The following is a 26,168-nucleotide window of genomic DNA, read 5'->3' on the forward strand; positions in this document are numbered from 1 at the left end:
GTTCGGGCTTCGACGCCCCCTTTCCCGCTCCACTCGGATGATAAACGGTGAGGGATCCGAATGAATTAAGTCGTGAACGAATAATTCATCTCACGTTCAGCCATGACCATGGAACGCAGAACGCTGCTGAAGCGTCTCGGAACCGCGGGCGTCGCCGCGGCGCTCGCGGGGTGCGTGGGCGTCCAGAGCCAAGGAGACCAGACGGCGCAGTCGGGCGGCGAGTCGTCCGCCGAGGGTGGGACGGACGACGCCTCCGCCGGAACCGCGAAAGCGTGGTACAGGCTCTCCGATACGGAGCTTCCCGCTCGGGAGGCCGCGCTAAAGCAATTCAACGAGCAGTCCGAGCACACGATAAAGGGCGCGGACATCTCGGACATGCGCAAGAAGACGACGAGCGCGATTCCCGCCGGACAGGGACCGGAGACGTTCGAGTGGGCGCACGACTTGGCGGGAGACTACCTCAACCGCGGCTTCATCGTCGGCCAAGGGGACGAACTGAGCCTGAGCCTCGATGAGTTCACCGACGCGGCGGCCGAAGCGGCGCAGTACGACGGGAACGTCGTCGGACTGCCGCACACGGCCGAAACCGTCGCCCTCCTCTACAACAAGGAGTACGTGGACGAAGCGCCGGAAACCGTCGCGGACATGAAGGCCGTGATGGAGGAGCACCACGACCCGAGCAACAACCAGTACGGGCTGGGGATGCCCTTCGCTGACCCCTACTTCCTGAGCGCGTGGGCGCACGCGTTCGGCGGCTACTACTTCGACCACTCGAAGGACGAACCGCTCGGCGTCGCGAAGTCCGAAACCGTCGAGGGCGTCCAGTTCGCGGTGGACAACTTCGTGCCGTACATGCCGAACGACCCCACGTACGAACCGCAGGCGTCCGCCTTCGCGGAGGGTAACGCCGCGTTCGCCATCAACGGCCCGTGGTACCTCTCGACGCTCAACGAGAAGGGCGTCGACTACGGCATCGCGAAACTGCCGACGCCCGAGGGCGGCGAACCGAGGCCCTACACGGGAATCACCCTCTGGTACTTCTCGAAGAAGATGGGCGAGGGCGGCGCGTCCGCCGCGGCGGCCCGCGAGTTCATCGAGTGGTACGTCACGAACGAGGACCTGCTTCGGAAGCGCGCCGAGGAGACGGGGAGCATCCCCGTCCTGACGAGTCTCGCCGAGAGCGGCGACCTGCCGGAGAACGTGCAGGGCTTCGCCGAGGCGGTCCAGCAGGGCTACCCGATGCCCGCGCACCCGAAGATGAACAAGGTGTGGGACCCCGTGAAGGCCGCGCTGACGAAGGGGTTCAACGGGAAGGACGTCCAGAAGGCGATGGATGCGGCCGCGACGGAAATCCGCGGAAACTGGGAGTAAGGACGACCAATGAGTACTGCTTCACGCGTTGCACGCCGCGTCAAGGAGGTTCCGTTCCTCGACAAGAGCGACGTGTCGCTCCTCTTCGTCCTGCCGGGACTGTTCGTCTTCTCGGCGTTCATGCTGTTTCCGGTGCTGTACCTGCTCGGCATCTCCTTTACGAACGCCGCGCCCGCGAACCTGTTCGCCGGCGAAGGCGCACTGTCGGTGCTGACGTTCGGAGAGGCGGCGTTCGTCGGCTTGGAGAACTACACACAGGTGCTGTTCGGCGGCACGTTCGACGTCGTGTTGTTCGGCGAGACGCTCCTTACCCTGCCGATAAACGGCCAGTTTTGGAACTCCTTCGGCGTGACGTGGCTGTTCGTCGCCACGAGCGTCACGCTGAAGATCACGCTGAGTCTGACGATCGCCTTGGTCGTGACCGGCGAACGGGTCCGCGGCAAGCGGTTCATGCGTTCGCTCATCATCCTCCCGATGGGGCTGCCCGCCATCTTCACCATCACCGTCTGGCGCGGCATCTTCAGTTCCGCCGAGTTCGGGCTCGCGAACCAGATTCTCGCCGCGCTCGGGTTGGAGACGGTGTCGTGGCTCAGTAACCGGTGGATGGCGTTCCTCGCCTACAACGTCACGGAGGCGTGGTTGGCCTACCCGTTCATGGTCATCATCACCGTCAGCGCGCTTCAGGACGTGCCCGACGAACTCCACGAGGCGGCGATGGTCGACGGCGCGGGCTACGTCGCTCGCTTCTTCCACGTCACCCTTCCCTCCATCAAGAAGCCGGTGCTGTTCGCGTCGATTCTGACCGCGGCGGCGTCGTTCCAGCAGTTCCTCATCCCCTTCGTGTTCAACGAGGGCGGACCGGCGCGGCAGAACGAACTCATCGTCGTGTACGGCTACCGCGAGGCGTTGTCGTTCTCGCAGTACGGTCGCGGGGCGGCGATAAGCCTCATCGCCGTCCTGTTCATCGGCGCGTTCATGTGGTTGAACGTCAAGCGCGGACGACTCGCAGACGGGGTGAACGAAGCGTGAGCCTCTTCGACGGCGTCGCACGGAAGTTGAAGGAGGACACGCTCACCGTCGTCTCCGCACCCCTCGAAGTCGCCCGCGACGCGGCGTACACCGTCGAGGGCGTCCGCAACGGCGAGATATCGCCCGTCGAACCGCTGAAGACGACGGGCGCGACGCTCGGCGCACTCGTCGGCGTCCTGTTGCTCCTGTTTCCCATCTACTGGATACTCATCGCGGCGCTCTCGGGGACCGGCGGCTCCATCTACTCCTCCAGCGGTCTGAAACTGTTCCCGGAGAGTCCGTCCTTGGTGCCGTTCCTCTGGGTCGTCGGCGACCTGATAATCCCGGCGTACAGCATCTCGCTGAACGTTCCGTTGAGCGATATCGCCGTCGTGTTCAACACGCCGCAGGTGGTGTTCCTCGACGTGAGCGCGCTGAAACCGGGGACGGTCGGGCGAATCGCGTTCGGTTCGACCGAACTGTTCCCCGGGTTCGGCGTCCAACCCGTCGAGAACCCCTCGACGTTCAAGAAGTTCTTCTGGAACAGCCTCACCGTGGCGATTCCGACGGTCATCATCTCGATGTGTCTGGTCGTCCCGGCGGCATACGCCCTCTCGCGGCGGGAGTTCATCCTCCGCCGGAAGATTCTGTTCGTCTACGTGCTGATGACGCAGGTGGGGAGCGGACTCGGCATCGCCCTCCTCATCGGACTGTACACGGTGTACGTCCAGTTCGGCATCAACGACAACAAACTCGCACTCGCCGTCTACTACGCGGCGACGGCGGTGCCGTTCAACACGTGGCTCTTGAAGACGTACATGGACGGCATCCCCGTCTCCTACGAGGAGGCGGCGGTGGTGGACGGCGCGCCGCCGTGGCGCGTCGTCACCGAAGTCATCGTCCCCCTGTCTGCGGCGGGACTGGCGACGGTGTTCATCTTCACCTTCCTGACGGGGTGGACGGAGTTCGTCGTCGCCCAAACCCTCCTCGGCACGGAGAACTACACGCTCCCGGTCGGGTTGTTCTCGCTGATAAGCGAGTACTCCATCCCGTGGGCGCGGTTCTCGGCGTTCGCGCTCACGTTCGCCGCGCCCATCATGCTCGTGTACCTGTTCGCCCAACGGTACATCGAGGGCGGCCTCTCGTTCAGCGGGATGGAAGGCTGAACCCGCGGTTATATCTTTTCTTCGCGTGCGCGCGTATCGGCGACGGGGCGCGGCGACCGACGCCCTCCCGTCCCCCGAGAGACGTTCCCACGCGTTCGGTGCGGATTCGAAGTCGTTAAAGGCGAACCGAAGGAAGGTTCGGTAACTCGCTGGTCAGACGGGCACGCCAGCGGGCACCCGTGAGAACGGGACGAAATGTGGAGGAGCGTCGAACGCCCCTCCGAATCGCAAGCGCCCGTGGTGAAACTATGGCACGAAGCTTCTACTCTCACATCAAGGAGGCATGGAAGCAGCCCGGCGACGGCAAACTCGCCGAGCTGCAGTGGCAGCGAAAGCAGGAGTGGCGCGACCAAGGCGCGATAGAGCGCATCGAGCGTCCGACGCGCCTCGACAAGGCCCGCGAACTCGGCTACAAGGCAAAGCAGGGCATCGTCGTCGCGCGCGTCTCCGTCCGCAAGGGTAACGCGCGCAAGCAGCGCCACAAGGCCGGACGCCGGTCGAAGCGGCAGGGCGTCAACCGCATCGGTCGCCGCAAGAGCATCCAGCGCATCGCCGAGGAACGCGCCTCGCGGAAGTTCCCGAACCTGCGCGTCCTCGCGTCGTACTGGGTCGGCGAAGACGGCTCCCAGAAGTGGCACGAAGTGATTCTCGTGGACCCCGAGCACCCCGCCATCCAGAGCGACGACGAACTCAACTGGATCTGCAGCGACGACCACAAGGGCCGCGCCTTCCGCGGTCTGACGAACTCGGGCAAGTCGAACCGCGGCCTCCGCAAGCGCGGGAAGGGTTCGGAACACACCCGTCCCAGCGTCGGCAGCAACCGCCGCCGCGGCAAGTAACGCGCCGCTCCGATTCGGATTTTCTTTCGCGACCGCCCGAACAGCGACCGCTCCGGCGATTCGACGGGCCGCCCTCAGGAGAGCACGACGACCAACAGCGAAAGCGTCACGAAGACGACGTGGGTTCCGGCGTGCGCCAGCATGGCGGCTTCGAGGTGGTACCGCCACGCGAACCACCCGTAGACGACGCCGCCGAGGGCGTTCAAAAGCACCGTCCGGGCGACGACGGACGGCGTGAGCGTCCCGATGCCCGCCACCGCCGGGAGGTGGCCCAGACCGAACAGGAGGGCGGTGATGCCGATGGCGGGCCACATCACGGTCGGTCCAGGTTTGCGGACGCCGCCGGTGGCGCGCCAGCCCACCCACGCGACGGCCGAGAGCACCCCCCACCGGAGGATGAGTTCCTCGGTGATGCCGCCGTAGAGGAACCGGACGGGCACCGACGCGAACACTTGAAGGAACGTCGGCCGCCCCTCCACCGCGGGCGTCGCCCCCAACGGCGCGAAGACGACGTCCAGCGACGCCAACAGGAGGCCGACGGCCGCACCCGCGCCGATAGCGTAGGGGGCGATATCGCCGAGTTCGGGGAGCACCGGCGTTCCGTGGGTCACCCGGTCGGCGACGAGGGAGCGAAGGCCGACGAGGGAAGCCGCCCGCGTCCCGACGAGGACGGCGAGGAGGAGAAACGTCGTCGGAGCGACCAAGGAGAGAAATAACACCGCGAGCGTCGAGAGTCCGGGCACGACGGGGAGCGCACCCGTGAGCGCGATGGTCGCCCCGAGGGAGGCGACGCCGACGAGCCCCAACCCGAGGAGCGCACCCGCGCGCCGCAGATACGACCCGCCGCCGGCGTCGGTTCCGCCGGACCCGGCGGACGCGTCGGTGGGCGAGCGCATCGTCATAGTGGCAACATGTCCGGTGAGCGGATAAACGCGGCGACGAACCGCCGGTCAGTCGTCCGCCGACTCCGTGGGACCGTCCCACGCGTCGAACCCGCCGCTGAGACTGGAGACGTCGGCGTCGAGGCGCGAATCGAGTATCGAAGCGACGCGCCGAGAACTCTTGCCGACGTAGCAGGCGACGACCACCTCGTCGCCCCACTCGCGGTCAAGCGTCTCCGCCGAGAGTCGCTGGGCGGGGACGTTCTCCGCGCCCGCGACGTGGCCCTCGTCGTACGACGAAGGGTCTCGGATGTCGAGGACGGTGAGGTCGGTCTCTCCGTCGGCGTCGAGTTTCGACGCCAGTTCGTCGGGAGTCGTCTCGGGTACCATACGAGGAGGTTCGGACGGCGACTGAAACCGGCTACGGTTCGGCTTCCGCGCGTGCGTCCACACCTGCGTTCGCCTCGGCCGCCGCGTTCGCCGTCCGGTACCGGCGCGTTCGGCCGGGCGGGGAGGAGTTATCCGGGTCCGATTCCGACGTAGGGGTATGCCCCTCTCGCTCGACTCCACGCAGTTGGACAGGTACTCCCGGCACATCATCATGGACGAAGTCGGCCCGGAGGGACAGGAACGACTCCTCGACTCGCGCGTCCTCGTCGTCGGCGCGGGCGGACTCGGGTCGCCCGTCGTCCAGTACTTGGCGGGCGCGGGCGTCGGCACCCTCGGCATCGTCGACGACGACGCCGTCGAACGGAGCAACCTCCAGCGACAGGTCGTCCACGGCGACGACGACGTCGGCCGGCCGAAAGTCGAGAGCGCCGCCGACTTCGTGGCGAACCTCAACCCCGACGTGACCGTCGAGACGTACGAGACGCGACTCGAGAAATCGAACGTCTCCGAGGTGGTTCCGGGCTACGACGTGGTGGTGGACGCCTCCGACAACTTCCCGACGCGCTACCTCCTCAACGACTTCTGTCGCCTCCGGGAGATTCCGGTCGCCCACGGGGCGATATACAAGTTCGAGGGACAGGCGACGACGCTCGTCCCCGACGGCCCCTGTTACCGGTGTCTGTTCCCCGAAGCGCCCGAACCGGGCACCGTCCCCGACTGCGCGACGACGGGCGTCCTCGGCGTCCTGCCGGGGACGCTCGGCTGTCTGCAGGCGACGGAAGCCGCGAAACTCGTCCTCGACGTCGGCGAACCCCTCGTCGGCCGCATCCTCTTCTACGACGCGATGGACGCGACGTTCGAGACGGTACAGTACCGGCGGAACCCCGACTGCCCCGTCTGCGGCGACGACCCCATCGACTCCGTGACGGACGTCGAGTACGCGGACGCCTGCGCGGTGTCGCGGTAGTCGCGTCGCTCCGCGGCGCGCGGCGAACGAAAGAAGCCGATTCCGATTCAGGTGTCGAACTCGAATCCGCCGTCAGACTCCGTCTCACGTTCTCCCGCATCGGAAGATGCGTGACCGCCGTCGGACTCCGTCCGACGTGCTCCCTCAGTTGCGTGACCCCCGTCGGTCTGCGCCTGACCGCCGCCGGTCATCTGCTCTACGTCCGCCTCTCCGTCGCTCCCGCCGTCCGGGCGCGTCTCCGCCGTCGCCTCGTCGCCGTTCGAGTCCGCGCCGTGGGCGTCGAAGTCGATGTCCACGTCCGTAGCGGAGGCGTCGCCGCAGAGGCGGGCGACGCGTTCCGTGAGTTCGTCGAGGGCCATCGTCTGGTCGGCGGTGGCGTCGGTAATCTCCGCGGACGCCTCCTCCGTGTCGCTTGCGTGCGTCTGTGCGGACTGAATCGTCGTCGTGACGCCCTCGATGTTCGTGGCCTGACTGTCCGTCGCGCGCGCGACTTCCGAGACGCCGTTTGCGGCGGCGTCCGCCGCGTCGGCTATCTCTTCGAGCGACCCCAGCACGTCCTCTATCTCGCCGGAGGCGACCTGTATCTGCTCGTGGGACTGTTCGGAGGCGTCCACGGTCACGTCGGCCTGTTCCTGAATCTCCTCGATGCTCTCGGCTATCTCCTCGGTGTGGGTGTGCGTCTGGTTGGCGAGTTGCTTCACCTCGTCTGCGACGACGGAGAAGCCCTCGCCGGCCTCGCCCGCCCGCGCCGCCTCGATGTTGGCGTTGAGGGCCAGCAGGTTCGTCCGGTCCGCGACTTCCGCGATGACCTCGACGACTTCCTCTATCGCGCCCATCCGCTCTTGGAGTTCGGTGACGCTCTCCAGTAGGTCGTCGGAGATGTCGATGACGTTGTCCGTCGCCGTCCGGACGGACTCGCCGGCCTCGCGGCCGTTCTCCGCCGCGGACCGGGCCTGTTCGGCCGCGGTGGCGACTTCGTCCGAGGTGGCGGCTATCTCCTCCATGCTCGCAGAGAGGTCCTGCATCTCGTCGGCTCCCTTATCGAGGAGCGTGCTCTGTTCGCCCACCTGCGCCTCGATGCGCGTCGCGGCGTTGGCCGCGCGCTCTATCGCCTCGCCGAGGTGGGCGGCCTTCTCGTCTACCTCGTCCGCGAGTCGTTCGAAGCGGGAGGCCATCGCGTTGAACTCGGGGACGATGGTGAGAACGTCCTCGTCGAGGACGCCGCGTTCGTCCCGGTACTCGACGCGCGCCGACAGGTCGCCGTCGGCGAGAGCGCCGATGGTGTCGAGGAGTTCGTGAACGAGTGCGAGCGACGCGTTGTCCCGCGCGACGGTGTCCGTCTGGTCGTGGACGACTTCCATCACCGCGACGAGTTCGTCGCCGTCGAAGATGGGTTGGGCGACGAAGCGGATGTGCCGTTCGACGCCGTCTGCGGTCACCATCGTGCTCGCGTCCTCGAAGGCCACCGTGTCCTCGACGGAGGTGACGCCGAACCGTTCGTCGGCGTCGCGCGGCGCTTCGAGCACCTTGTCCGCGAGCGTCTTCGCGCGGCGGCCGTCGGGGTAGAACGCCTCGCTGGCGTGCTCCGAACCGAGCGCCTCCTCCGCGGAGACGCCGGTGAGACCCTGGATGGGCCGGTTCCACGCGACGACTCGTCCGTCCGCGTCGAGGACGAACACGGGCGACCCCACGCCGTCGAGCAGTTGCGCCGGTGCGAGCGAACGCGCAACTCCCGTTACGGTCCGTGCGTCACCGGTGGTAACCCCACCATCCGCCCGGGTTCGCTCGCCGCCGAACGGCAGTACCGCGGCGAGTCGAGAGAACAACGAGTCTGACATCGTGAACACCTCACACATCCCCAACATAACTCTGTCGCGCCGATTCCCACATTTGATAATTCACGACCGGCGAGAAGGGGAGTCGTGCGACCGGAACGGCCGATTTATCGTCTCGGTATCGGCGTTCGAGTTCGGGCATTCGAGGGACCCGCCGCGGGGCGGACGGGCCAGTTTTGATACGCGCCGCGTGCGACCGGACGGGTACAGGATGAGTTCTCGCGACCGAGGGCGCGACGACAGCGCGGTCAGAGATACGGCCGACCGTTCCCGAAGCGGTGCCCCCGCGGTGGGCGGCGCGGTCAGGGACCGCTTCTCGACTGACGAAATATTCCAGCGCGTGGTCGCCACCGCCGACGAGGAAGTCGGAGCGTCGGCGACGAGACTTTTCCTCAGCGGTCTCGCCGCGGGGTTCGCCATCACGCTCACCTTCTTCTTCTACGCGTCGATGACGGCGGCGGCGGAGGGTATCGACGCCGCCGGACTGCTCGCTCCCCTCCTGTATCCGGTCGGCTTCGTCTACATCATCATCGGACGGTACCAACTCTACACGGAGAACACGCTCACGCCCGTCACGCTGGCGTTGACCCGCGTGACGAGCGTTCCGTCGGTCCTCCGCGTCTGGGTGTTCGTCCTCGCGGGGAACCTCACCGGCGGGGCCGTCGGCGCGTTCGTCTTGGCGAACACCGGGGTGTTCTCCTCGGCGGCGGCGACGGCCGCTGTCGATATCGGCACCAAGGGCGTCGAGACGGCGTGGTGGGACCTCGTGTTCAAGGGGATGTTCGCGGGGTGGTTGGTCGCCGGGATGGTGTGGCTCGAACACGCGGTTCGGGACTCAATCTCCCGCGTCGTCCTCGTGTACCTCGTCATCTTCACCATCCCCGCGACGGGGCTGAACCACATCGTCGTCAGCTTCACCGACGCCGTCTACGTCGTCTTCGCCGGCGAACTGGGACTTCTCACGGCCCTCGTCCAGTTTCCGCTTCCGGTGCTCGTCGGCAACACCCTCGGCGGGGTGGTGCTGGTCACCCTGCTGAACTTCGGCCAGACCGAACACCGATTCCCCGACGAGAACCGGCGGCGTCGGCTCTCCCTCCGAGAGTGGTTGTTCGAGCGTCACACCGGGCGCGTCGAGGACGACGACTGACGCGGGAGGAGAGACAGAAGCGGAGAAAACGAGAGCGGAAACGCGAGCGACCGGAGCTTACTCGCCGCCGTCGGTGACGGTGGGCGTCCGGTCGGCGTCGGGGGGGGTCGGCGACGGCGACCCGTCGTCGCCCGCCGCCGCGCCCGTCGCCGCGTCGCTACCGACGGTGAACTGCGCGACGAGCGACATGAGGCGCTCGGACTGCGAGGCGAGTTCCTCCGTGCCGTCGGACACCTCAGAGAGCGACGACGACTGCTCCTCGGCGGCGGCGGCGACGTTCTGCGCCCGGTCGGCCGCCTCGTTGCTGAGGTCGGTCACCCGGTCCATCATCGAGGCGACTTCCTCGGTGGAGGCCGCCTGCTCGTCGGTCGTGCGGCTTATCTCCGCGACGCCCTCCGTCGTCTCCTCGACGTTCGTCACGATGTCGTCGAGCGAGGAGTGGGCGTGTTCGACCGCTTCGACGCCCTCGTCTACGGCCTCCCGCGCGCCGTGAACCTCCTCTAAGGCGTCGGCGGACTTCTCTTGGACCGTGTCGATGGTCTCCTCTATCTCCTGTGCGGACTCTTGGGTCTCCTCGGCGAGCGATTTGACCTCCTCGGCGACGACGGCGAACCCTTCGCCGGCCTCGCCCGCCCGCGCCGCCTCGATGTTGGCGTTGAGCGCGAGGATGTTCGTCTGCTCCGCGATGCTGGAGATGAGTTCGACGATGTCGCCGATGCGGCTCATGTCGTCTTCGAGGTCCTCGATGTGTTCGACCGTCTCGACGGTCTGTCGCTCGATTTCGGACATCGTATCGAGGGCCGTCTCGGCCGCCTCGCGCCCCTCGTCGCTCGCGGCTTCCGTGTTCTCGGCCGTCTCGGACAGCTCCGAGGCCGACGAGGCGACTTCCTCGATGGTCGCAGAGAGGTTGCTCGTCTCCGTGGCGGTCTGTTCGAGGTGTTGTTGTTGCTCGTCGGCCCCCTCGGCCATCAGCTGCGTCGATTCGCTCACCTCTTGGCTCGCGCGCTCTATCTCCTGAGCGCTCGCGGTCACTTCCTCGCTGGCGGCGGCGACCGTCTCGGCGAACTGCGACACCTCCGCGATGGTCGCTTCCAGTTCGACCATCATCTCGTTGAACGACCGCGCGACGCCGTTCATCGACTCGTTGTCGCCGTCGACGGCCATCCGGCGAGTCAGGTCGCCCTCGGCCGCCGACGCCATCACGTCGCCGAACTCCTCGGCCTTCCGTTCGAGTTCCGTGATGAGGCCTTCGAGTTCGGTCTGCGTGCGCGAGAGCGACTCGCCGAACGTCCCCGGCACCTCCTCGTCGAGGACCGGGTCGTCGAAGTCCTTCTCCGCGAGCGCTTCGGTCTGCCCCGCGACGGTGTCGAGGTAGTCGCTCATCGAGTCGAACGAGTCGTAGAGCCGACCCATCTCGTCGATGCGGTGGGTCTCGGGTACGTCGACGTCCAAGTCGCCGCCCGCGATGGCGTCGGCGCTCGCGGCGATGGTCGAGAGCGACTTCGCGGTGCCCCGACCGAGCGTCGCACCCACCAGCAGGAGGGCCGCGAGTGCGAGTCCGACGAGGAGTTCGAGGTTAGTCGTCACCTGCGACTGGAGCGCGAACGCGCGCTCCTTCGGAACGTGGTAGGTCAGCACCCAGTCGGTTCCGACGACGGGGGAGTACGCCATGGCGTACTCGCCGGACTCCATGCCGGTGCGCGCGCCGACGACGTGGTAGCCCGCGTTACCGTGGAGTCCCGACTCGATAGCGGTCACGTTCCCCCCGCCGAGGGGTTCGTACGCGTCGAGCAGGTTCTGGTTCCTGCTGTCCATCAGGATGGTGCCCTCGGCGTCTACGACCTTCGTGTCGCCCGTCGCGATGGGCGATTTGAACTGGTAGGAGCGCTCTCGGAGCGACGCGGTGAGGACGACGAACCCGTCCTGCCCCGAGACGGGCGCGACGAACGCGACGACCGGTTCGCCGTCGAGCGAGTACGGACTCGTCACCGTCGTGTCGGTGGTTTCGAGGAACGACCCGGCGTCGGAGGCCCACGGCGCGTCGTGGCCGGAGAGTCCGGTCCCGCCGAGGCTGTCCGTCGTGCTGGCGGCGACGTTCCCCGTGTCGGCGTTGACGTAGTGAATCGCTCGAACGTCGCTCGGCATCTCGATGAGTTTCTGTTCGAGCCACCGTTCGTTCTCCGCGTCGGTGGTGTTCGCGCCGCGTTCGGAGAGCGACCCCGCGAGCAAGGAGGCGGTCGAGCGCTTCTTCGAGACCCACTCCGCGACGGCCCGGGCTTCAGTGTCGGCGACGCCGCGAATCTGCGATTCGGTCTGCTGTTCGACCGACGCCTTCGTGTCGAGGTGGATGAACGTCCCCGCCGCCGCGATGAGGACGACGATGACGAGGAGGACGAGTCCGAACTTCGCGGCGTACCGCCGGCGAATCACGTTCGGCAGGAGGCGTTCGAACGTGCCGAGGAGGCGCGAGACGACGCCTCGAGACCCGTCGCTCACTGGCCGTCACCCCCGAAGTACCCCTTCTGGATGAGTTCGAGCTGTTCCACCCCGCCGTCCGTGACGCGTTCGACGACGTAGGGGCTGAGCGGTTCGAGGTCGGCGTTCAGGTCGACGCCGCTCGCGGCGCCCTGATAGTTCACGTCGCGACCGGCGTCCAGAAGCGCCCGTGCGCGGTCGAACTCGCCGACCGAGAACGTGTGACCCGTTCCGCCGGACACCGCCCGAATCGAGTCGGCGATGGCCGGCCCCGCGGCTTCGCCTGCGTGCTCCGCCGCGGCGGCCATGAGCATCAGCGCGTCGTAGCCGTTGACGGCGTACGGCGCGATGGGGTCGAGTTCGGAGAGCTTCTTCGTCAGAGTGAGGTAGCCGTTCGTCCGGACCGACGACAGCGACGCGCTGTAGAACCCCTCGTAGTAGGAGGGAAGGTCGCCGGAGAGCATCCCCGTCGAGAACACCCACGGCGCTTCGTAGTCGGAGGCGTCGTAGGCGTCGAGGACGCCCTTCTCCTGTCCGGACGCGCTGACGAATCCGACCGCGTCGGGGTCGTCGGCGAACGCTTCCTCGACGACGGGAGCGAAGTCGTCCGCCGAAGGATCGTACGCGACATCCGCGGCGACGGACGCGGAGAGGTTCTCGTGAAGCGCCTCCGCGAGTCCGCTCCCGTACGCGTTGTCGATGTAGACGAGCGAAACGCGGTCGGCGTCGACGTACCGCGGGTCGTCGAGCGCCTTCGCCATGACGACAGACTGGAGGAGGTCGCTGGGGATGGTCCGACCGAAGAAGGTGCGGTCGCCGTTCACCCCGGCCCCGGTCAGCGAGGGGCTGGTACTCGCGGGGCTGACCTCCATGAGTCCGTCCTCCGCCGCTTTCGGCGCGAGGGCTATCGACACGTCGCTGACGAGGCCGCCGACGAAGCCGACTACGCCCTCCCCGCGCATGGACTCGTACTCGGAGACCGCGGTTTCGGCGCTGGCACCGCTGTCTACGACCACGAGTTCGACCGGCCGGTCGAGGACGCCGCCCGCGTCGTTCACGTCGGCGACGGCCTGTTCGACCGCGCGCTTGCAGTGCGTCCCGATACGTTCGAGCGACCCGCTCAGGGGAGCGACCATCCCGAACTTGACCGGGTCCCGGCCGTCTCCCCGAACCGAGCTCAGACACCCGCCGAACGTACCGAGTCCGAGGGTGCCGACGCCGGCGGCGAGGAAACGCCGCCGCGACGTCGTACCGTCGCTCCGTGTAGAGATATCTGACTTCACGTTAGCTCCCCGGAACGTACATCTGTTGATAACGTTTAGCCATAAAAACGAATATCGGAACTGCGAATTAAACTTCCGCGGAGGTGACAGCCGAACGAGATGAATCGATCGCCCCGCTTCCGTCCGTCGATTTTCGCCCTCGTTGAATCGTTCGTGAAAGAAATCCCGGCCGAGTTTACTATCAGCGATGATAACGAGAGTGCTCGACGGCGGTTCGCCGACGGGGGTCTCGGAGCGTCTCGCCGCAATTTTTACCGCGCGCGCCGTCGGCGTCGTCGGGGCGTCCGGCGACTCGCCCGGGAGATGGGGGAGGGTGTCGAACCCCGGGACCACAGCGTTTTATCCGCCTGAACCCCCACCTTCGGATATGACTTCGCAGGGAATCGTCGGGGAGTTTCTCTCTCTCAAGTCCGAGACGGACGCGGACCTCCTGACGATGCAGTGCGGCGACTTCTACGAGTTCTTCGCCGACGACGCCGAGTTGGTCGGCGAGGAACTCGACCTGAAGGTCTCACAGAAGTCCTCCCACGGGTCGTCGTACCCGATGGCGGGGGTCCCCCTCGACGACCTGACACCGTACCTGAAAGCGCTGGTCGAACGCGGCTACCGGGTGGCCGTCGCCGACCAGTTCGAGGACGACTCCGGCGGCCACTACCGGGAGGTGACGCGCGTCGTCACCCCCGGGACGCTACTGGAGACGACGGACGACGACGCGCGGTACATCGCCGCCGTCGTGTCGGACGACGCCGGAACCGAGGCGGGCGTCGGCCTCGCGTTCGCCGACGTGACCACCGGCCGGTTCTTCGTGACCGAGGCCGAGGACGCCGACGCCGCCCACTCGGAACTGTACCGCTTCGCGCCCGTCGAGATACTCCCCGGGCCGACCGTTCGGAGCGACGACGAGTTCCTCCGCCGCCTCCGGGAGGGGACCGACGCCTCCCTGTCTCTCTTCGAGGCGGAGGCGTTCGCGCCCGGCCGGTCGAAGCACGTCGTCCGAGAGCAGTTCGGCCGCGAGACGCTCGAAAGCGTCGGCTTGGAGTCCGACCTCGCGGTTCGGGCCGCGGGCGGCGTCCTGCGGTACGTCGAGGAGACGGGCGCGGGCGTCCTCCAGTCGATGACGCGCCTGCAGACGTACGAGACGCGCGACCACCTCGAACTCGACGCGACGACACAGCGGAACCTCGAACTGACGGAGACGATGCACGGCGAGCGAAAAGGGACGCTCGTGGACGCCATCGACCACACCGTCACGAGTCCCGGCGGCCGCCTCCTGCGGGAGTGGGTGACGCGTCCCCGCCGCGACACCGAGGAACTCCGCCGCCGCCTCGACTGCGTGGAGGCCCTCGCCGCCGAGGCGTTGGCGCGCGAACGCGTCCGCGACGCCTTAGACGGCGCGTACGACCTCGAACGACTCGCCGCCCGCGCGGCGTCCGGAAGCGCCGACGCGTCGGACCTCTTGGCCGTCCGCGACACCCTCGCGGTCCTCCCGGAACTCGCGGAGGCGATAGAGGGGAGTCGCCTCGCCGACTCGCCCCTCGCGGACGTGGTGGCCCGACCCGACAGGGAGGCGGCCGCCGACGTCCGCGAGGAACTCGAAGCCGCACTCGCGGAGGACCCCCCGAAGACGGTGACGCAGGGCGGCCTGTTCAAGCGCGGGTACGACGACGAACTCGACGAACTCATCGACCGCCACGAGTCCGCAGAAGAGTGGATAGACACCCTCGCCGAGAGGGAGAAGCGCCAGCACGGCCTCTCGCACGTGACGGTGGACCGCAACAAGACGGACGGCTACTACATCCAAGTCGGCAAGTCCGTCGCAGACCGGGTGCCGGAGCACTACCGCGAGATAAAGACGCTGAAGAACTCAAAGCGGTTCGTCACGGAGGAGTTAGAGGAGAAAGAGCGGACGATACTCCGCTTGGAGGAGACGCGCGGCGACGTAGAGTACGACCTCTTCTGCGAACTGCGCGAACGGGTGGCCGCCCGCGCGGAACTCCTGCAGGACGTGGGGCGGACGCTGGCGGAGGTGGACGTGTTGGCGTCGCTGGCCGTCCACGCCGCCGGCAACGACTGGACGCGCCCGACGCTCTCGCCGTCCGGTCCCCTCCGCATCGACGCCGGGCGACACCCCGTCGTCGAACGCACCACCGAGTTCGTCCCGAACGACCTTCACATGGACGAGGAACGCGGCTTCCTCATCGTCACCGGGCCGAACATGTCGGGGAAGTCCACGTACATGCGGCAGGTGGCGCTCATCGTCCTGTTGGCGCAGGTGGGGAGTTTCGTCCCCGCGCGCGACGCCGAAATCGGCCTCGTGGACGGTATCTACACCCGCGTCGGCGCGCTGGACGAACTCGCGCAGGGTCGCTCGACGTTCATGGTCGAGATGCAGGAGCTTTCGAACATCCTCCACTCCGCGACGGAAGAGTCGCTGGTCATCTTAGACGAGGTGGGCCGCGGGACGGCGACGTACGACGGCATCTCCATCGCGTGGGCGGCCACGGAGTATCTCCACAACGAGGTGCGAGCCAAAACGCTGTTCGCCACCCACTACCATGAACTTACATCGTTGGCCGACCATCTCGAACGCGTGGCAAACGTCCACGTCGCCGCGGAGGAACGAGACGGAGACGTGACGTTCCTGCGGACGGTCGAGGAGGGCCCGACGGACCGTTCGTACGGGATTCACGTCGCGGAACTCGCCGGCGTCCCCGGCCCGGTGGTGGGGCGCGCCGACGAGGTGTTAGAGAAGTTGCGCGAGGAGAAGGCCATCGAGGCGAAGGGAAGCGGCCGAAGCGGCCCCGTGCAGGCCGTCTTCGACCTCTCGTCCGGCCAGTTCGCCGCGGCGAACGGCGACTCCGAGTCCGCGACGGCGGGCGACGGCGGTCGGACGCCGTCTCGAGAGGGGTCGCCGTCGAACGGAAGCGCCGAAGGGAGTTCGGCGGGCGGCCGGACGGCGTCCGGCGACGCCGCAGTGGGAGAAGAGCGCAAGACAGGAGAAACCATGGACCCCGAGATGGAAGCGATACTCGACGAACTCGAATCGACGGACGTGAACCAGACGTCACCGCTGGAACTGATGCAACGAGTACAGGAGTGGCAGGACCGACTCGGCGGTGACGGAGCGTGACCGAACGACCGCTCTGCGCCACGGTGAGTCTCCGCGGGGTGCTGTTCGGCCCGCAGGACGACGTTCTCGTCGTCAAGCGCGCCACCGACGGCGGGTGGGAACTCCCCGGCGGGCGACTCGGCGCGCAGGAGGACGCCATCGACGGCGTCTACCGCGAGATAAAGGAAGAGACCGGTCTGGACGTCGACGTGCGCCGACCGGTCCACGCCATCTCGTGGCGCAACGACGACGACGACGGGCGGTTCGGCGTCTACTACCACTGTCTGACCCCCGAGACGGAGGTGTCGCTCAGCCACGAGCACACCGACTTCGAGTGGATGTCGCCGCGGAACGCCGCCAAGCGTCTCAGCGACGCGCAGGGAAAGGCTGTTAGGCGCGCACTAGAGGAACACGACCAGTGAGCGACAGAGAAACGGAGACGGACGGGGACGGCACCGACCGGACGGAGGCGGACGCACCGACCATCACGGCCCTCGACGACCGCACGATACGACAGATCGCGGCGGGCGAGGTGGTCGAGCGTCCCGCCTCCGTCGTGAAGGAACTCGTCGAGAACAGCCTCGACGCGGGCGCGAGTCGCGTCTCCGTCGCCGTGGACTCGGGCGGCACCGAGGGCGTCCGCGTCCGCGACGACGGGCGCGGCATGACCGAATCGGAGGTGCAACTCGCAGTCGAGGAGCACACGACGAGCAAGATAGCCGACATCGACGACTTGGAGTCCGGGGTCGGTACCCTCGGCTTCCGCGGCGAGGCGTTGCACACGATTACGGCGGTGTCGCGGACGACCATCCGGACGAAACCGCAGGGCGGCGAGGCGGGGACGGAACTCCGCGTCGAAGGCGGCGAGGTGACCGACGTGCGCCCGGCGGGGTGTCCGGAGGGAACCGTCGTGGAAGTCGAAGACCTGTTCTACAACACGCCCGCGCGGCGGAAGTTCCTGAAGACGACGGCGACGGAGTTCGACCACGTCAACACCGTCGTCACCCACTACGCGTTGGCGAACCCCGACGTGGCCATCTCCCTGGAACACGACGACAGGGAGGTGTTCGCCACCGAAGGCCGCGGGAGCCTCGAATCGACGGTGCTCTCCGTGTACGGCCGCGAAGTCGCGGAGTCGATGATTCGCGTCGAACACGAACCCGAGGCGGGGCCGATAGCGTCGGTGTCGGGACTCGTCAGTCACCCCGAGACGACCCGGAGCACCCGCGAGTACCTCTCGACGTTCGTCAACGGCCGGTACGTCACCGCGCGCGTCCTCCGGGAGTCCGTCCTCGACGCCTACGGCGGGCAACTCGCCTCGGACCGCTACCCCTTCGCGGTGCTTTTCGTGGACCTTCCGGCGGACGCGATAGACGTCAACGTCCACCCCCGGAAGATGGAGGTGCGGTTCGACGACGAGAGCGCGGTGAAAGACGCCGTCGAGGAGGCCGTACGGTCCGCGCTCTTGGAGGAAGGGCTGATTCGAACGTCCGCGCCGCGGGGGCGGTCCGCGCCGGACGAAACCGCCGTCTCGCCGGAGTCGCCGACCGAGGAGGTGACCGGCGGCGCGGGACACAGCCCCCAACCCGAATCGTCCGGCGGACGGACGACGCGTTCGCGTTCCCGTTCGCTCGACGGGGACGCCGGACGGTCGACGCACACCGGGAGCGACGCGGGGTCTGCGTCCGCCGCGGACGGTCCGGAATCGAACCGGGCCGACGACTCGACGCAGGCGTCGTTCGAGGGCGTCGCCGAGGCGGCGGACGGGACGGGAGACGGGTCGACCGGCGGGGACGACTCCCTCGACGACGACGGCGGATGGACCGACTCGGCGGACCGCACCGCCGACGCCGCGGAGACCCCCTCGACGGCCGGTCGGACGGACCCGAGCGACGACGACGCGTGGACAGTCTCGACCGGATCCGGAACCGCGTCGGACGACGGGGGCGGTCGGTCGAAGCGCGGGTCCGGCCGCCCGGCGTCGTCGCCGACGGGGCGGGACGTATCGCACTCGAACGTCGGCCCGTCCGGCGGGGACGACGCCCTCGATACCGAATCGCGTTCTTCGACACCCCGACCCCGGACGGAGTTCGGCGGCGTCGAGGGACCGACGGTGCAACGGGACTTGGGCGGCGGCGAGGCGTCGCTGGAACCCGAGTTCGACAGTCTACCGTCGATGCGCGTCCTCGGGCAACTGCACGACACGTACATCGTCGCGGAGACTGCGGAGGGCCTCGTCCTCGTGGACCAACACGCCGCCGACGAGCGGGTGAACTACGAGCGTCTGCGGGCCGAACTGGACGGCGACGTGGCGACGCAGACGCTGGCGGACCCGGTTGAACTCGAACTGACCGCGCGGGAGGCGGCCCTCTTCTCGGAGTACCGCGACGCCCTCGCGGACGTCGGCTTCCGCGCCGAACGGACGGGCGAGCGAACCGTCGAGGTTCGGAGCGTCCCCGCGGTGTTCGCGTCGGCGTTGGACCCGGAACTGCTCCGAGACGCCCTGACGGCGTTCGTCGCCGAGGGCGACGACGGCGGGCGCGAGACGGTGGCGAACGTGGCGGACGAACTGCTGGCCGACCTGGCGTGTTACCCCTCCGTGACGGGCAACACCTCGCTCACCGAGGGGTCCGTCGTCGACCTGCTCTCGGCGCTCGACGACTGCGAGAACCCCTACGCCTGTCCGCACGGGCGGCCGGTGGTCATCGAGTTCGACCGCGAGGAGATCGGCGACCGCTTCGAGCGAGACTACCCCGGTCACGGCGGACGGCGGGCGGAGTAGCCCCCGTCCGTCGGGCAGACCTCCCGAACTTATGTACCGGTCCGATGAACGGTGATTTATGAGCGACCTCGTCACGTTCGGGGAGACGATGCTTCGGTTGTCGCCGCCGCACGGCGAGCGATTGGAACGGACCCGCACGCTCGACGTCCAAGCCGGCGGCGCGGAGAGTAACGTCGCCGTGGCCGCCGCGCGTCTCGGCGTGGACGCGGTGTGGTTGTCGAAACTGCCGGACTCCTCGCTGGGCCGGCGCGTCGTCTCGGAACTTCGGAGTCACGGCGTCCGGACCGGCATCGTCTGGGACGACCCCGCAGAGTCGCGCATCGGCACCTACTACCTCGAACCCGGGACCGAACCCCGCGGCACCGACGTCATCTACGACCGGGCCGACTCCGCCGTGACGACGACGGTACCGGAGGAACTCCCGTTGGGCGCGATTCGCAACTCCGAGGTGTTCTACACGAGCGGAATCACCCCCGCCCTCTCGGAGACGCTTTCGGCCACCACGGAACGCGTCCTCGCCGCCGCGCAGGACGGCGAGTCCACGACGACGGTGTTCGACCTGAACTACCGGTCGAAGCTCTGGTCGCCCGCGGAGGCGCGCGAGGAGTTCGAGTCGCTGTTCCCGGCCATCGACGTCCTCGTCGCGGCGGAACGCGACGTGCGGTCGGTGCTCGAACGCGAGGGCGAGGCGACCGAACTCGCCCGCGGACTCGCCGACGACTTCGGGTTCGAGACGGTGGTCGTCACCCGCGGCGAGAACGGGTCCGTCGCCCTCCACGAGGGCACGGTGTTCGAACAGGACGTCTACCGCGCGGAGACGGTGGACGCCATCGGCACGGGCGACGCCTTCGTCGGCGGGTTCCTCGCGAAGCGACTCGACGGCGGCGGCGTGGGCGAAGCGCTCGAATACGGCTCCGCCACCGCCTCGCTGAAACGCACCATCAACGGCGACTTGGCCGTCATCTCGCCCGAGGAGGTGGACGCCGTCGTCCAACGGGAGGCCGGCGGGATATCCAGATGAGCCCGGATTCAGCCGAATTATCGTAATTTTTCTAAATTAGTCGCCGCTTTCTCTGAACTCTTTCACAAGTCATCCGCAAAGAATATCAGTGAGTGGCGATTGTGGGCCGAAACGCAATGAAACGCGTAGCAGTGGTGTTGGCAGCGATGCTCGTCGTCGCCGCAGTCGCGCCCGCCGCGGGCGCCGCGACGGCGACCGAAGCACAGGAGAGTTCGGCGTCGGCGTACGCCGGAACGCACGTCGCCTTCGACACCGAGTCGAACGCGGTGACGAACTACAGCGTCGACGGCGCGGTGATGATGGATTCGCTCCGCGTCGAAGCGGCGAGCGAGTCCGAATCGTCCGGTAGCACCGGCCTCGACGGCGAAGCCTCGCTCTCGGTTGAGGCGGACGCCGGCGGAAGCGCCGTCTCCGTGACGACGACGGCGGAGGCGAACGCCACCGTCGAAACCGAAAGCGGCGCGACCCTCCGGGCGCACGACAACCCGAAGGGGAGCCTCGTCGTCGAGAGCGGTAACGGGACGCAGGTCGTCCGCGCGAACGTCAGCGACGGCGCGACGGCGTCCGCCGAGGGCGACTCCCGCGTCGTCGTCGAACGCGACAACTCGACGGGCGTGTTCGTCGCCGTCGGGAACGCTTCCGTGAACGTCACCGACGACGGCGACGTGAGCGCGCAGGTCGAGGAGGACGGCCGCGTCGTCTTCCGCGCGTACGCCGGAGAGCGCTCCGAGAGCGACGAACGCGCCGAAGCGTTCATCGCCAACGGAACCGCGACGGCGCAGGTGTACGTCGACGAACGGAACGGCTCCCGGACGACCGACGTGGTGAACTACGGTTCGAACACCACCGTCGAGTTCGAGGAGAGTTCCGACGAGAGCGTCACCATGACCGTCGATCGACCCGTCCACAACGGCACCGTGGTGCTCACCAGCGTCTCCGACGCCGTGGTGAACTCCTCGGGCGACCTGAACGTCTCCGTGGACGGTGAAGCGGCCGCGGAAGCCTCCACCTACGCGGAACTGGCGTCCGCGGCGAACGACGGCGAGCGGTCGGCGTTCCTCGTCGCGAACGAGTCCGCCGACGCCAGCGCGGAGGGTCAGACCGACGTGTACGTGGCGCTCAACCACTTCTCCGAGCGCACCGTGACGATGCAGTCGGAGAACGAGACGACCGAGACGGCCACCGAAACGTCGAGCGAGACCGAGACGGCCGCCGCCACGGCTACGGACGAATCGACCGACGCCTCCGAGGAGACGACCGACGCCTCCGAGACGACGGAGTCGTCCGACGCGTCCGAGACCGACCACGGTGAGGAGACGTCGTCCACGTCCGCGCCCGGATTCGGCGCGGCCGTCTCCGTCGTCGCACTCCTCGGTGCGGCACTCGCCGCCCTCCGCCGGTAACGTCCGAGACGCCCCGGACCGCACCGGAGGCGTCCCGAAGTCGTGACGAACCGCCCGGGAGGGTCTGAGCCCCCCGAACCGCTACTCGTTCTTTCGAACTCCTCGGTTCTCCCGAACCACTATCCGTCCGCGCGCCACTGTGTCAGTATGACGCACGTACTCGTCGTGGGCGCGTACGGAAGCGCCGGCGTCGCCGCCGCGGAGGGGTTGCTCGACGCGGTGGGCGAGGACATCGACCGCCTGACGCTGGCGGACGACGGCGAACCGGGCGGGGGACTCTGCATCCTCCGGGGGTGCATGCCGTCGAAGGAGGTGCTGTCGGCGGCGGCCCACAGGTACGAGGCGCGACACGACGACAGACTCGTCGGCGACCCGCCGGAGATGGACCTCGAACGAATCGTCGAACGGAAGGACGAACACGTCTCCGACTTCGCGGCGCACCGCCGCGGCGCGGTCCACGAGATGGCCGACCGCCCCGGAGTCGAGTTCCGCCACGAACGCGCGGAGTTCGTCGGCGAACGGACGCTTCGCGTCGGCGACGACAGGATCGAAGCGGACTACGTCGTCGTCGCCACGGGGTCGGAACCCGTCGTCCCCGACATCCCCGGCATGGACGAAGTGGAGTACTACGGGAGCGCGGACACGTTAGACGCCACGGAGTTGCCCGACTCCGCCGTCGTGATGGGGTTCGGCTTCGTCGGCGTGGAACTCGCGCCGTACCTCGCGGAGGCGGGGGTGGACGTGACCGTCGTCGAACACGACGAACGGCCGTTGGACGAGGCGGACCCCGCCTTCGGCGACGAGATACTGTCGATGTACCGCGAGGAGTTCGGCATCGAGGTGCTGACGGAGACGTACGAAACGCGGGTCGAACCGACCGACGAGGGCGTGCGACTGCACGTCGAAGGGCCGGACGGCGGGCGGTCCGCGGTGGACGCCGAGGGGTTGTTCTGCTTCACGGGGCGGCGACCGAACGCCCGGGGACTCGGCCTCGAACGCGCCGGACTGTCCGTCGGACCGAAGTCGGTGACGGAGACGATGCGGTCGGTGGACGACCCGCGCGTGTTCGTCCCGGGCGACGCGAACGGCAAAGAGCCCATCCTCCACGTCGCCAAGGAGCAGGGGTACCTCGTCGCGGAGAACATCCTCGCGGACCTCCGCGGCGAATCGCTCGAAGCGTACGAGAACGTCCACCACCACGTCGTCTTCTCCGGGGCGTCCGTCTACCCGTACGCCAGGGTCGGCCACTCGGAGGCGTCCGCGGCGGCGGCGGGCCTCGATCACGTGGTCGCTCGCAGGGAGGCGTCCGACGACGGCGTGTTCAAGACGAAAGCCGCACCCCGCGGGCGGGCGACGCTCGTGGCCGGAACCGACGGCACCGTCCTCGGCTATCAGGGGTTGCACTACCACGCCGACGCGATGGCGAAGACGATGCAGGTGGTGGTCGAACGCGGGATGGACGTCCGGACGATTCCCGACAGGGCGTACCATCCGACGACGCCGGAGATTCTCGACGGGCTGATTCGAGAGGCGGCCGAGAAAGTAGAGCGGGCGTGACCCCCGGCGCGACGGCCGGGTTCAGACGTCGGGGTCCGCGCCGGAGACGGCGACGGAGCCTCCGTCCCCGCAGTCGCCGTGCGGCGTCGTCGCGGCGTCGTCGGACCCCGACTCGGGGTCGGACGCGCGCGGAAGCGAGACGGTGACGACCGTTCCGACCGGCCGTTCCTCGAAGTCGAGTCGACCGCCGGACTCGGCGACGACCCACCGGACGAACCAGAGACCGAGACCGTTGGAGTGCTGTAGGGGCGTCTCGACGCCCGAATCGAGGACGGCCAGTTCCTCGTCCGGAATTCCGGGACCGTCGTCCGCGACGCGCAGGAGGACCGCGTCGGGGCGGACGCGCACCTCGACGGAGACGGAGGGTTCCGAGGAGGGGTTGTGGACGACGGCGTTCTCGACCAAGTCGTCCACCATCGCATCGAGGAGGGGGACGCTCGAGACGTACGCCGCCTCCGGGAGGTCGACGGTGACGGCGGCCTCCGGGTGGTCCACCCGGAGGGCGTCGACGCTGTCGCGGACGACCGCCGCGAGGTCCGAGCGCATCGACGACACGTCCTCGTTCTCCGCGAGCAACTGTTCGAGTTGGCGCGCCTTCTCGCTGAGGCGGAGAATCTCCTCGGACTTCCGTTCGATGACGGCCGCGCGGCGTCGGGCGTCCGCCCCCTCGGCCTCGCCCTCGGCGATGAGCGAGGCGTACCCTTGGACGACGTTCACCTCGTTGCGCAAGTCGTGGCGGAGGACGCGGTTCAGGACGTGCAGTCGCTGACTCAACCACTCCGCGCGGCGTCGCTCCGACCGGAGGCGCGCCGCGGTTCGGGCCGCGCGGGCGTCGTAGACGCCGACGAGGAGGCCGACGAACGCGCCGCCGGTCGCCGCGTTGGCGACGAGGTACCACCACCGTTCGAGGTCGATTCCCTCGGCGCGGAGGTACAGCACCGTGAGGACGCCGAGAGCGCCGACGACGACGACGGCGGCGAGCGTCCAGCGGACGAGGTGGGCGACGTAGTCGCGACCTACGCCGGTCCGGAGGAGCCACCCCGTCGCGACGAGGAACGCCGCCGACGCGACGAGGGGGCCGAGCGTGGCGAACACGAGCGACGCGTAACTGTGCGTGTGTCCCCCCGCGTCGTCGACGAGGTGGACGACGTGGACGAGGGTCAGAACCCCCCCGACGGCCCAGAGTATCGCCGGGCCGTACCGCGAGAGTCGGGGGGTCGTCGCCATTCTACCCCATCTGTTCGTTCACGTCGCATTAGGGTTTCGTCGCGGCGGAGGCGACGTTGGGTACCGCGACCCACGAGATTTGGTACCGAGGAAGCGGTACACCGACGAATACAAACTCGCCATCGGCATATTCGACCTGTACATGGCGACATTATCGTTCGAACCGCTGACGTACGAAGACATCCCCGAGGACGAGCGACCGACGCTCGGGCAGGCGCTCGTTCCCGTCGTCGGGATGCTCGTCTTCCTCAGCGTCGGCGCGGTTCTGCTCGGCCTCGACCCCCAGATACCGCTTCTGTTCGGTATCGCGCTGACCGGTCTCGTGGGCCGGTACTGGCTCGGAAAGTCGTGGCAGTCGATGTACGAGGGCATCGCCGACGGACTCCTGATGGGGATGCAGGCGATTCTCATCATCTTCGTCATCTACATGCTCATCTCCACGTGGACCGGGGCGGGCACCATCCCCTCGCTCATCTACTACGGGCTGGAACTGCTCACGCCGACGGTGTTCCTGCCGGTGGCGACGCTTCTCGCGGCGGTCGTCGCGTTCGCCATCGGGTCGTCCTGGACGACCGCCGGGACGCTCGGCGTCGCGTTCATCGGCATCGGCGCGGGCCTCGGCGTGCCCGAACCGATGACGGCGGGTGCGATACTCACCGGCGCGTACACCGGCGACAAGATATCGCCGCTGTCGGACACGACGAACCTCGCGGCGGCGGTGACGAACACCGACCTGATGACCCACGTGAGGACGATGCGCGTCGGGACGGGCATCGCGCTCCTCGCCTCGTTGGTACTGTACACCTACCTCGGATTCTCGGCGACGGGCACCATCCCGCCGGGCCGAATCGAGACGATTCAGTCGGCCATCGCGAACAGCTACGTCGTCTCGCCGGTGACGTTCGCGCCCCTCGTGTTGACGTTCGCGCTGGCGCTCCGGGGGTACCCGGCGCTGCCGGCCATCACGTCCGGCGTCTTCGCCGGTGTCGCGACGCAGATTCTCGTGCAGGGCCCGCTCACCTCCGAGGGGCTGGTCGCCGCGATGAACGTCGCGCAGTCCGGAACCTCCGTCGAGACGGGCGTCACCCTCGTGAACGAGCTGATGGCCACCGACGGCCTCATCGGGTCCTCGTGGACGATAACCGTCGTCGTCGCGGCGCTTGCGCTCGGCGGCATCCTCGAACGGACGGGCATCCTCGCGGTCATCGCTTACCGCATCGGGCGGTCGCTGAACAGCGTCGGGAGCCTCACGGCGGGAACGGCGCTGTCTGCGTTCGGGATGAACGTCCTCGCCGCCGAGCAGTACATGTCCATCGTCGTCCCGGGGATGAGCCTCCGCGGCCTGTACGACGACTTCGACTTGGACAGCCGGAACCTCTCGCGGGCCGTCGAAGCCGCGGGGACGACGACGAGCGCGCTCGTCCCGTGGAACGCGGGCGGGGTGTACATGGCGACGGTGCTCGGCGTGCCGACGCTTCAGTACGCGCCGTACTACTTCCTCGGCTACCTCTCGCCGGCCGTCCTCATCATCATGGGCTTCACCGGGTGGCGCATCACGAAGCAGAGCGAGGAGACGCAGGCGGGCATCAAGGGTGCGGTCGAGTCGCTGAGCGACGACTGACGACCGACGATAAGCACCGGCAGCGACCCGCTCGAACGCTTCGTCCGGCCGTCGAACGGCGCAGGACCAGACGCTCGGGGAGCAGT

General features: G+C 67.9%; 19 protein-coding genes. 13 read left to right on the top strand and 6 right to left on the bottom strand.

Going from position 1 to position 26,168, the window contains the following annotated elements; all coding sequences use genetic code 11:
* The first annotated feature begins 102 nt into the window (after positions 1-102).
* The 4 genes from BLS11_RS12025 to BLS11_RS12040 all read left to right on the top strand — a co-directional run bounded on the left by BLS11_RS12025 (position 103) and on the right by BLS11_RS12040 (position 4,384).
* On the top strand, positions 103-1,371 hold the full coding sequence (locus BLS11_RS12025) for a sugar ABC transporter substrate-binding protein (protein WP_092537776.1): 1,269 nt from the start codon (positions 103-105) through the stop codon (positions 1,369-1,371).
* A 9-nt stretch (positions 1,372-1,380) separates the two neighbouring features.
* Positions 1,381-2,400 (top strand): carbohydrate ABC transporter permease, encoded by a 1,020-nt coding sequence (locus BLS11_RS12030; RefSeq protein WP_092537778.1) that lies wholly within the window; start codon positions 1,381-1,383, stop codon positions 2,398-2,400.
* Positions 2,397-3,545 (top strand): sugar ABC transporter permease, encoded by a 1,149-nt coding sequence (locus BLS11_RS12035; RefSeq protein ID WP_092537780.1) that lies wholly within the window; start codon positions 2,397-2,399, stop codon positions 3,543-3,545. Before BLS11_RS12030 ends, BLS11_RS12035 begins: the two co-directional genes overlap by 4 nt.
* Before the next feature lie 248 nt (positions 3,546-3,793).
* On the top strand, positions 3,794-4,384 hold the full coding sequence (locus BLS11_RS12040) for a 50S ribosomal protein L15e (protein WP_092537782.1): 591 nt from the start codon (positions 3,794-3,796) through the stop codon (positions 4,382-4,384).
* Positions 4,385-4,458: 74 nt separating this feature from the next.
* Here the strand turns inward: BLS11_RS12040 and BLS11_RS12045 are convergent, their stop codons facing one another.
* Together BLS11_RS12045 and BLS11_RS12050 are read right to left on the bottom strand one after the other, a co-directional pair.
* Positions 4,459-5,286 (bottom strand): CPBP family intramembrane glutamic endopeptidase, encoded by an 828-nt coding sequence (locus tag BLS11_RS12045; RefSeq protein WP_245698889.1) that lies wholly within the window; start codon positions 5,284-5,286, stop codon positions 4,459-4,461.
* Positions 5,287-5,334: 48 nt separating this feature from the next.
* On the bottom strand, positions 5,335-5,655 hold the full coding sequence (locus BLS11_RS12050; protein WP_092537784.1) for a rhodanese-like domain-containing protein: 321 nt from the start codon (positions 5,653-5,655) through the stop codon (positions 5,335-5,337).
* Positions 5,656-5,812: 157 nt separating this feature from the next.
* Here BLS11_RS12050 and ubaA point away from each other — a divergent pair, with 157 nt between their 5' ends.
* Complete coding sequence (ubaA, locus tag BLS11_RS12055) at positions 5,813-6,622, top strand: SAMP-activating enzyme E1 (protein ID WP_092537786.1); 810 nt, start codon at positions 5,813-5,815, stop codon at positions 6,620-6,622.
* 47 nt (positions 6,623-6,669) lie between these two features.
* Here the strand turns inward: ubaA and BLS11_RS12060 are convergent, their stop codons facing one another.
* On the bottom strand, positions 6,670-8,460 hold the full coding sequence (locus tag BLS11_RS12060) for a methyl-accepting chemotaxis protein (RefSeq protein ID WP_092538592.1): 1,791 nt from the start codon (positions 8,458-8,460) through the stop codon (positions 6,670-6,672).
* A gap of 208 nt (positions 8,461-8,668) precedes the next feature.
* Here BLS11_RS12060 and BLS11_RS12065 point away from each other — a divergent pair, with 208 nt between their 5' ends.
* Positions 8,669-9,604, top strand: a complete 936-nt coding sequence (locus tag BLS11_RS12065; RefSeq protein WP_092537787.1) for a formate/nitrite transporter family protein — start codon at positions 8,669-8,671, stop codon at positions 9,602-9,604.
* Between the two features lie 57 nt (positions 9,605-9,661).
* Here BLS11_RS12065 and BLS11_RS12070 read toward each other — a convergent pair whose 3' ends face one another.
* Together BLS11_RS12070 and BLS11_RS12075 are read right to left on the bottom strand one after the other, a co-directional pair.
* A complete protein-coding gene (locus tag BLS11_RS12070; protein WP_092537789.1) occupies positions 9,662-12,100 on the bottom strand; it encodes a methyl-accepting chemotaxis protein in 2,439 nt (812 codons plus the stop codon).
* On the bottom strand, positions 12,097-13,260 hold the full coding sequence (locus tag BLS11_RS12075) for an ABC transporter substrate-binding protein (RefSeq protein ID WP_258555517.1): 1,164 nt from the start codon (positions 13,258-13,260) through the stop codon (positions 12,097-12,099). Before BLS11_RS12075 ends, BLS11_RS12070 begins: the two co-directional genes overlap by 4 nt.
* 469 nt (positions 13,261-13,729) lie before the next feature.
* On the opposite strand from BLS11_RS12075, the gene mutS reads away from it, so the two are divergent.
* The 6 genes from mutS to BLS11_RS12105 all read left to right on the top strand — a co-directional run bounded on the left by mutS (position 13,730) and on the right by BLS11_RS12105 (position 23,234).
* Complete coding sequence (gene mutS / locus BLS11_RS12080) at positions 13,730-16,492, top strand: DNA mismatch repair protein MutS (protein WP_092537791.1); 2,763 nt, start codon at positions 13,730-13,732, stop codon at positions 16,490-16,492.
* Entirely contained in the window at positions 16,489-16,893 is a 405-nt protein-coding gene (locus BLS11_RS12085) for an NUDIX hydrolase (protein ID WP_092537793.1), read from the top strand. Before mutS ends, BLS11_RS12085 begins: the two co-directional genes overlap by 4 nt.
* A gap of 62 nt (positions 16,894-16,955) precedes the next feature.
* Positions 16,956-19,253 (top strand): DNA mismatch repair endonuclease MutL, encoded by a 2,298-nt coding sequence (gene mutL / locus BLS11_RS12090; RefSeq protein ID WP_175454467.1) that lies wholly within the window; start codon positions 16,956-16,958, stop codon positions 19,251-19,253.
* Between the two features lie 58 nt (positions 19,254-19,311).
* Positions 19,312-20,274 (top strand): bifunctional 2-dehydro-3-deoxygluconokinase/2-dehydro-3-deoxygalactonokinase, encoded by a 963-nt coding sequence (gene kdgK1, locus BLS11_RS12095; protein ID WP_092537797.1) that lies wholly within the window; start codon positions 19,312-19,314, stop codon positions 20,272-20,274.
* Positions 20,275-20,390: 116 nt separating this feature from the next.
* Positions 20,391-21,677: a PGF-CTERM sorting domain-containing protein gene (locus BLS11_RS12100; protein WP_175454445.1), complete on the top strand. Its 1,287-nt coding sequence runs from the start codon at positions 20,391-20,393 to the stop codon at positions 21,675-21,677.
* Positions 21,678-21,824: 147 nt separating this feature from the next.
* Positions 21,825-23,234, top strand: a complete 1,410-nt coding sequence (locus BLS11_RS12105) for a dihydrolipoyl dehydrogenase family protein (RefSeq protein WP_092537799.1) — start codon at positions 21,825-21,827, stop codon at positions 23,232-23,234.
* A gap of 21 nt (positions 23,235-23,255) precedes the next feature.
* Here BLS11_RS12105 and BLS11_RS12110 read toward each other — a convergent pair whose 3' ends face one another.
* Positions 23,256-24,461 carry a sensor histidine kinase gene (locus tag BLS11_RS12110; RefSeq protein ID WP_092537801.1) on the bottom strand — a complete coding sequence of 402 codons (1,206 nt, stop codon included), beginning with the start codon at positions 24,459-24,461 and terminating at the stop codon, positions 23,256-23,258.
* Positions 24,462-24,603: 142 nt separating this feature from the next.
* Here BLS11_RS12110 and arcD point away from each other — a divergent pair, with 142 nt between their 5' ends.
* Positions 24,604-26,082: an arginine/ornithine antiporter ArcD gene (arcD, locus tag BLS11_RS12115; RefSeq protein ID WP_092538595.1), complete on the top strand. Its 1,479-nt coding sequence runs from the start codon at positions 24,604-24,606 to the stop codon at positions 26,080-26,082.
* Positions 26,083-26,168: the final 86 nt, after the last annotated feature.

The sequence above is a fragment of the Halopelagius longus genome (genome assembly GCF_900100875.1).
GTDB classification, from domain to species: Archaea; Halobacteriota; Halobacteria; order Halobacteriales; family Haloferacaceae; genus Halopelagius; species Halopelagius longus.

Excerpts from the sequence above, each read along its gene's own strand:
- BLS11_RS12025 (WP_092537776.1), top strand. The coding sequence starts at position 103 with ATGACCATGGAACGCAGAACGCTGCTGAAGCGTCTCGGAACCGCGGGC.
- BLS11_RS12030 (WP_092537778.1), top strand. The coding sequence starts at position 1,381 with ATGAGTACTGCTTCACGCGTTGCACGCCGCGTCAAGGAGGTTCCGTTC.
- BLS11_RS12040 (WP_092537782.1), top strand. The coding sequence starts at position 3,794 with ATGGCACGAAGCTTCTACTCTCACATCAAGGAGGCATGGAAGCAGCCC.
- BLS11_RS12045 (WP_245698889.1), bottom strand. The coding sequence starts at position 5,286 with ATGACGATGCGCTCGCCCACCGACGCGTCCGCCGGGTCCGGCGGAACC.
- BLS11_RS12050 (WP_092537784.1), bottom strand. The coding sequence starts at position 5,655 with ATGGTACCCGAGACGACTCCCGACGAACTGGCGTCGAAACTCGACGCC.
- ubaA (WP_092537786.1), top strand. The coding sequence starts at position 5,813 with ATGCCCCTCTCGCTCGACTCCACGCAGTTGGACAGGTACTCCCGGCAC.
- BLS11_RS12060 (WP_092538592.1), bottom strand. The coding sequence starts at position 8,460 with ATGTCAGACTCGTTGTTCTCTCGACTCGCCGCGGTACTGCCGTTCGGC.
- BLS11_RS12065 (WP_092537787.1), top strand. The coding sequence starts at position 8,669 with ATGAGTTCTCGCGACCGAGGGCGCGACGACAGCGCGGTCAGAGATACG.
- mutS (WP_092537791.1), top strand. The coding sequence starts at position 13,730 with ATGACTTCGCAGGGAATCGTCGGGGAGTTTCTCTCTCTCAAGTCCGAG.
- kdgK1 (WP_092537797.1), top strand. The coding sequence starts at position 19,312 with ATGAGCGACCTCGTCACGTTCGGGGAGACGATGCTTCGGTTGTCGCCG.
- BLS11_RS12100 (WP_175454445.1), top strand. The coding sequence starts at position 20,391 with ATGAAACGCGTAGCAGTGGTGTTGGCAGCGATGCTCGTCGTCGCCGCA.
- BLS11_RS12105 (WP_092537799.1), top strand. The coding sequence starts at position 21,825 with ATGACGCACGTACTCGTCGTGGGCGCGTACGGAAGCGCCGGCGTCGCC.
- BLS11_RS12110 (WP_092537801.1), bottom strand. The coding sequence starts at position 24,461 with ATGGCGACGACCCCCCGACTCTCGCGGTACGGCCCGGCGATACTCTGG.
- arcD (WP_092538595.1), top strand. The coding sequence starts at position 24,604 with ATGGCGACATTATCGTTCGAACCGCTGACGTACGAAGACATCCCCGAG.